Source organism: Pseudarthrobacter sp. CC12, from assembly GCF_039907755.1.
Classification (GTDB): Bacteria; Actinomycetota; Actinomycetes; order Actinomycetales; family Micrococcaceae; genus Arthrobacter; species Arthrobacter niigatensis.
The window spans coordinates 21841-27968 of the sequence record NZ_JARDJH010000054.1; the positions used below are offsets into that span (position 1 = coordinate 21841).

At 67.4% G+C, this 6128-nt stretch carries 7 protein-coding genes; 4 read left to right on the forward strand and 3 right to left on the reverse strand.

Going from position 1 to position 6128, the window contains the following annotated elements; genetic code table 11:
• The first annotated feature begins 53 nt into the window (after positions 1–53).
• From PV772_RS21930 to PV772_RS21945, 4 genes are all read left to right on the forward strand, one after another.
• Positions 54–746, forward strand: coding sequence for an O-methyltransferase (locus PV772_RS21930; RefSeq protein WP_347887549.1), 693 nt, complete (start codon positions 54–56; stop codon positions 744–746).
• Between the two features lie 116 nt (positions 747–862).
• Entirely contained in the window at positions 863–1885 is a 1023-nt protein-coding gene (locus PV772_RS21935) for an acyl-CoA dehydrogenase family protein (protein WP_347887555.1), read from the forward strand.
• Entirely contained in the window at positions 1879–3255 is a 1377-nt protein-coding gene (locus PV772_RS21940) for a bifunctional PIG-L family deacetylase/class I SAM-dependent methyltransferase (RefSeq protein ID WP_347887550.1), read from the forward strand. The genes PV772_RS21935 and PV772_RS21940 overlap by 7 nt, the downstream gene beginning before the upstream one ends.
• A complete protein-coding gene (locus PV772_RS21945; protein WP_347887551.1) occupies positions 3252–4043 on the forward strand; it encodes a glycosyltransferase in 792 nt (263 codons plus the stop codon). The genes PV772_RS21940 and PV772_RS21945 overlap by 4 nt, the downstream gene beginning before the upstream one ends.
• A 33-nt stretch (positions 4044–4076) precedes the next feature.
• Here PV772_RS21945 and PV772_RS21950 read toward each other — a convergent pair whose 3' ends face one another.
• From PV772_RS21950 to PV772_RS21960, 3 genes are all read right to left on the reverse strand, one after another.
• The gene (locus tag PV772_RS21950; protein WP_141158391.1) at positions 4077–4334 is read right to left on the reverse strand and encodes a hypothetical protein; all 258 of its coding nucleotides are present in this window, start codon (positions 4332–4334) and stop codon (positions 4077–4079) included.
• 6 nt (positions 4335–4340) lie between these two features.
• Complete coding sequence (locus PV772_RS21955; RefSeq protein ID WP_347887552.1) at positions 4341–4526, reverse strand: hypothetical protein; 186 nt, start codon at positions 4524–4526, stop codon at positions 4341–4343.
• Between the two features lie 192 nt (positions 4527–4718).
• The gene (locus PV772_RS21960; RefSeq protein ID WP_347887553.1) at positions 4719–5948 is read right to left on the reverse strand and encodes a YihY/virulence factor BrkB family protein; all 1230 of its coding nucleotides are present in this window, start codon (positions 5946–5948) and stop codon (positions 4719–4721) included.
• Between the last annotated feature and the right edge of the window lie 180 nt (positions 5949–6128).

Sequence of the window (6128 nt, forward strand, 5' to 3'; positions counted from 1 at the left end):
TCGAGGGGCCGGATTGTCTGGACCGCCGGGGCGCCGCGTGCCAAACTGTGGCAATGTTCGAGCACAAACCACGGCCGGAATGGGTTGCCACCGAGGAGTTCCTGTCCGACACCGTGGTGCATCCGGACGGCGCCGTGCAGCAGGCCATCCGCGCCGCAGCGGAGGCCGGGATGCCCCCCATCGAGGTGGCGCCGAACGCAGGAAAGCTCCTCAAGCTCCTGGTCCAGCTCTCGGGTGCGCGGCGCATCCTGGAGATTGGGACCCTCGCGGGCTACAGCACCATTTGGATGGGCAGGGGACTTCCACATAACGGCACACTGGTTACCTGCGAATACCTGCCCCAGCATGCGGAGGTGGCTTGGGCCAATATTGATGCGGCCGGCCTGGGGGAGCGGGTGGAAATCCGGCTGGGCCCTGCGCTGGAAACCCTGGCTGCCCTCGAGGAAGAGGAGCGGGAGCCGTTCGATTTCATCTTCATCGACGCGGACAAGGAAAACAACAGCCGCTACCTGGACTGGGCTTTCCGGCTTGGCAGGCCCGGAGCGGCAGTGGTCCTGGACAACACCATCTGGGAGGGCGCCGTCCTGGACCCGGACATCGACCCCGTCAACGCACCTGGAATCATCGACGCCCTCAAGCTGCTGGGCGACCACCCGCGGCTGGACGCCACGGTAATCCAGACGGTGGGCTCCAAGGGCTGGGACGGATTCGCCCTGGCGCGCATCCTGCCGAAAAATAGTAAGTAAGCTGTTGAGATGCGTCCGGTGCCACCGGACACCTTTCATGGAGGACGTACTTGCCAGCGACAACTACTCCTGTGCTCCTGGGCTCCACTCCCGCCGGGCTCTCCCCGTGGTTTCCAATCCTTGACTCAGCCGGCGGTACTGCCGGCGACGTGCCCGCCCTGCTGGACCTTGCCGTGGCCGCCGGGCACACCTGGCCACGGCCTGGTGAGGGGCGCACCATGGTGTTGTGGGAGCTCCTCGCCTCCGTGGCCGCCGTCGATGTGGCGGCCGCAAGGGTGCTCGAGCCGCACCTCGACGCCGTCGCCATCCTCGCCCAGGCCGCCAATTCTTCCCCGGTGGACCATCCCATGCCTGCAGGTGCCGCCGACGCATCCTGGGGCGTCTTCGCCGCAGAGGCGCCCAATGCCAGGCTCGACGCGCGCCCCGCAGGCACCGGGGTGGTCCTCAACGGGACCAAGCCCTGGTGTTCACTTGCCGGCAGGCTGGACTGCGCCATCGTCACTGCCCATACGGACGACGGCGGCAGGGCGGCTTTCGCTGTCAGCCTTCGCCACCCAGGGGTGGAATGCGAGGAACCGGCCTGGATCGCACGCGGACTCCGGGAGATACCCAGCGGAAGCGTGCACTTCGACCAGGTCCCGGCAACACCTGTGGGAGGTACCGGCTGGTATCACAGCCGGCCCGGTTTCGCCTGGGGCGGGATGGGCGTCGCCGCCTGCTGGCTGGGCGGCGCCGTGGGGGTTGCGCGGGACTTCCGGAACGGGCTGCTCGCCGGTGCCGGAGCCGGACGGGAACCGGACCAGCTGGCGCTCGCGGCTTTGGGTGAGGTGGACCGGACCATCGCAGCCGCCCTCCAGTACCTTGCCCGCACCGCAGCCCGCATTGATGACGGATCGCTCGGTGCTGACGGGAACCAAAGCACCTGGAGCGAGGCCCAGCGTGTCCGGGGGACTGTTGCCGCCGCCGTCGAACGTGTCGTTCACCTGGTGGGCTCCAACCGCGGGCCCGGGCCGCTCGCCTTTGACGAAAAGTACGCCAAGAGGATGGCGGACCTGGCCCTCTACGTCCGGCAGCATCACGGTGCGCGGGATGATGCCCAGTTGGGCCGGCTCGCGCTCAAGGGGGACTGCCCGTGGTGACCTTTTCGCACACGGACGATGGCACCAGTGAAGCAGCCTGGACCCGGAGCGGCCTGGCTGTGGCCCCTGAGCTGCCGCTCGATCCGGCCGAATTGTCGGGCATGCGGTTCGTTGTCCTGGCCGCGCATCCGGACGACGAAACTCTTGGTGCCGGTGGGCTGATGGCCACGTTGGCGGCCCTGGGAGCCGGGGTGGAAGTCGTGCTCTGCACGGCGGGGGAGGGGTCACATCCGGACTCACCCAGCACCACCCCCGAGCAGCTGGCTGCCGTCCGGCTTGCCGAATTTTCCGCGGCCCTGGGCGCCCTTGGCCTGGCGGACCGCTTGACGTTCATCGGTCTGCCGGACCGGGGACTGGCCGGCCACGCGGAAGCGGTTGCCGGCGCCATCCGGGACGCCGTTCGGCGGCTCCCCGGCCGCCCGGACCAGCTGGCCATCGTTGCTCCGTACCGGGCCGACGGCCACGGTGACCACGACGCGCTGGGGGCGGCAGCGGCCGAGGTTGCCCGCCGCGACGGCCACGCCCTCCTGGAATATCCAATCTGGTTTTGGCACTGGGCCACGCCGGGCGACCTGGACCGGCAGCAGTGGGTCCGCTTCCATCTCGATGAACGCGCCCGGCGGGCCAAAAAGCGCGCCATGGAGGAGCACGCAACCCAGGTGCAGCCGCTTTCGCCCCTCCCCGGGGACGAAACCCTGCTCAGCGCCGCCTTCCTGGAGCACTTCGGGCGAGGCTATGAAGTCTTCGCCTGGACCCCGGCGCCCGGTTCACCCGGCCCGTTGCATTCCAGCGCGGACGCAGAGGCGGTATTCGACGGCGTCCACGACCATTCCAAGGATCCCTGGAACTACGGCAGGAGTTGGTACGAGCGCCGCAAACGGGCCCTCACCCTGGCCGCCCTCCCGGAGGAAGGCTATGAGCGCGGGCTGGAAGTGGGCTGCTCCATCGGAACACTGACGGCCGAGCTGGCTGCCCGCTGCCACAACCTGTTGGCGGTGGACGCCAGCGGAACCGCCGTGCGCCGCGCCGAAGACCTGCTGGCGGGCATGCCGGGGGTCCGGGTCGAACAACGCGTGCTGCCTGGATCCTGGCCCGGAGGAACGTACGACCTGGTGGTGGTCTCGGAAGTGGGCTACTACCTGGCCCCTGCCGAGCTGGCCCGGCTGTGGGACAGGGTGGAGGCGTCCCTGGAACCTGGCGGAACCCTGCTCCTGTGCCACTGGCGGCATCCCATCGAAGGGTGGGAGCTCGACGGGGACACCGTCCACACCCTGGCCCGGCAGCGGCTTGGTTGGCGGACTTCCGGGCTGTACCAGGAGCGCGACTTTGTGCTGGAAGTCCTGGTGGCTCCGGACCGGGAGCCGGGATGACCAGGACTGTCCCGGGCAACGGTGGTCCAACGACGCCGGGTGGCCAGGCAAACCACGGCATCCGGCACGTGGCAGTGGTCATTCCGGCCCACAACGAGGAGCAGCACCTGGAACGGGCTCTCACCGCCGTCAGGCACGCGGCCGACCGGGTCGAGTCGGAAGTGCCGGATGTTGCCGTGCAGGTGGTCGTCGTCCTGGATGGTTGCACGGACCGGTCCCCGGCGGTGGCCGCCGACGCAGTTGCGGGCGATCCGCGGTGCGTGCTGCTTTCGGCGAACTTCGGGAGCGTGGGTAAGAGCCGGCAGGCCGGTGTGCGGGCGGCGTTGGAGAACGCCGGCGGTCCTGCGCAGTCCGGTGCGCCGGCAGATCCAATGCGGGGAATCTGGCTGGCCAACACAGATGCGGATTCCTGTGTTCCCGGGCACTGGCTGCTGCGGCAATTGGAACTGGCCGCCGGAGGCGCCGATGTTGTCCTGGGCACTGTTCAGCCGGACCCCCACGGCATGCACCACGAGCTCCTGGCCCGCTGGCACGCCCGGCACGCCAGCACCGAGAACCACCCCCATGTCTACGGTGCCAACCTGGGGGTCCGGGCGTCGTCCTACCTTGCGGCCGGCGGCTTTCCCGGCGTCGATTTCGATGAAGACCAGGCCCTGGTGGCCCGGCTTCGGCGCAGCGGCGCACGCATCGTCGCCACGGACACCACCCGGGTCCTCACATCAGGACGGACTGCGGGAAGGGCACCGCAGGGGTTCGCCGCTTATCTCCTGGCACTCGCCCGGCCTTAGCGCAACGCGCTGACGGCGGGGGTGGTATCCCTGTCAGACCAGGTCCGGGGCGCTGGCAACGATGTAGTCAGCGGCGGCCGGTCCTGTCATGGAAAGGTTGTTGCTGTCCGGGTTGATGCCGGCGTTGTGCAGGGCGTCCCAAAGGGCTGCCGGCGGCTGGAGTTCCGCTTTATGCAGGAGGCACCAGCTTGTGTAGAGACCGTATAGCTCGTCGCGTCGGAGACCCAGTCCGGGCTCCCTGTCCGCAACGACTGCTTCGGCAAGAAACTGTTCAAAATGGATAGCAGGCATGTCCGCTCACAAATGGTTGACAGTAATCCCGCCGACTGCTTCAGCGGCCTTGCCGGTCTTCCGGGGAATCTCGGCGAGGTATTCACGAAAGTATTGCAGTTCCGCGTGCTTGTCCAGTTGGTTCCGGACCGGTTGGGCCTGTGGGGAGGGGCCCGTGTACAGTGGCGCGGCGTCGCCGAGAACGGGGTGCACGGGCGGGCCTGAGGGGGCCGACGGCGACTGGGGGGACTGGCCTCGGTCTCAGAAGAGGCCATCTCACCGCCGACCCCGTATTGCCCCGGGGGTGCTGCCGCCCGGGAAAACCAAACAGGACCTCTAGGATGAATTTTCCTCCATCCCGAAGGTCCTGCCTAGTCCCTCTGCGCCGCGGTTGCGCCTGCCTGCTTAAGCGCTCCCGCCCCGCCGGATTCCGTCGTCGGACTCCCCGCTTTCGGCACGGTGCTGCACCTTGTCGCGGACCCTGTCGCGGTGCCGCTCACCTGGCCGGACCGCGTCCGGGCCGTTGCCGGCAGGCTGCCCGTCCCGGTCCTCGCCGGAGCCCTCCCGGCCACTCTCCGCGGCGTACTTTTCCCGGAGGTCACGGCCATGCTTGATATCTTCTTCGACCTGCTTCTGCAGCTTCTCGCTCTTCTTCGTGTCCCGCGGCGGCAGCTGGATGGTTTCCTCGGCCTTGATCCCGGCCTGCAGTTCGCGGCCGCGTTCCACTTCCGCGTCAAACTCGGCGCCGAAAAGAAGCGACATGTTCAGGATCCAGAGCCACAGCAGCATGATGATGACACTGCCCAACGCCCCGTACGTCTTGTTGTAGTTGCCGAAGTTCCCCACGTAGAAACCGAATCCCAGTGAGGCGATCAGGAAGACCACCAGGGCAATCCCGGACCCCATGCTCATCCACCGGAATTTCGGCTGCTTGACGTTGGGAGTGGCGTAATACAGCACGGCAATGATGGCGATGATCAGGGCGATCATCACCGGCCACTTGGCGATGTTCCAGACCATGAGGAACGGCCCGCTGAGGCCGATCAGGCCGCCCACGGCCTCGGAAACCGGGCCGCTGAGGACCAGCATGCCGGCCAGCATGGCCACGATGACCACAGCCAGGAGCGTGACGCCGAGCATGGTTCCACGGAGCTTCACGAAAGCCCGGCCCTCATCCACCTCGTAGACCCTGTTCATGGCCCGGCCAAAGGCTCCGACATAACCGGAGGCGGACCACAGCGCGGTGACGAGGCCAATAACAAGGGTGAATCCGGCCGCCGGGGCGCTGGTCAGTTCCGAAACCGGCCCGCTGATGGTATTCACGGTTTCCGCCGGAGCGAAGCCGCGCACGATTTCCAGCAGTGCATTGGTGGTCTTCTGCGGGTCCCCAAACAGGCCAAGGAGCGATACCAGTGCCAGCAGGGCCGGGAACAGCGAGAGAACCGCGTAATACGTCAGGGCCGCTGCGAGGTCGGGGCACTGGTCCTTGCTGAATTCCCGGAGCGTCTTCCTGGCGATGTATTTCCAGGATGGTTTATCCAGGTCCCTGGGGCTGGCAGGTTTCCTCGAGTCATCGGGGGCCGGAGCCTGGCCCGCCTTGGCGGTGCTGGTCTCGGATGTGTCGTGAGTGGCCATGGGGTGTCCTCTCAATCAGGGGGCCAAGCGGACAGGCCGGCCCGCGGATCGCGGTGCCGGCCTGCCGATCAAACTATTGCCTTACAGTGCCGCGGGGGGGTGGCTAGGTGTTTTGGATGTTGTCTTTGGCGTCTGTGGCGCGGTCTTTGACGTCGGTGGCGGCGTTTTGGCCTTCGGTTT

Coding starts and splice junctions, on each gene's coding strand:
- PV772_RS21930 (WP_347887549.1), top strand. CDS start 54: ATGTTCGAGCACAAACCACGGCCGGAATGGGTTGCCACCGAGGAGTTC.
- PV772_RS21945 (WP_347887551.1), top strand. CDS start 3,252: ATGACCAGGACTGTCCCGGGCAACGGTGGTCCAACGACGCCGGGTGGC.
- PV772_RS21950 (WP_141158391.1), bottom strand. CDS start 4,334: ATGCCTGCTATCCATTTTGAACAGTTTCTTGCCGAAGCAGTCGTTGCG.
- PV772_RS21960 (WP_347887553.1), bottom strand. CDS start 5,948: ATGGCCACTCACGACACATCCGAGACCAGCACCGCCAAGGCGGGCCAG.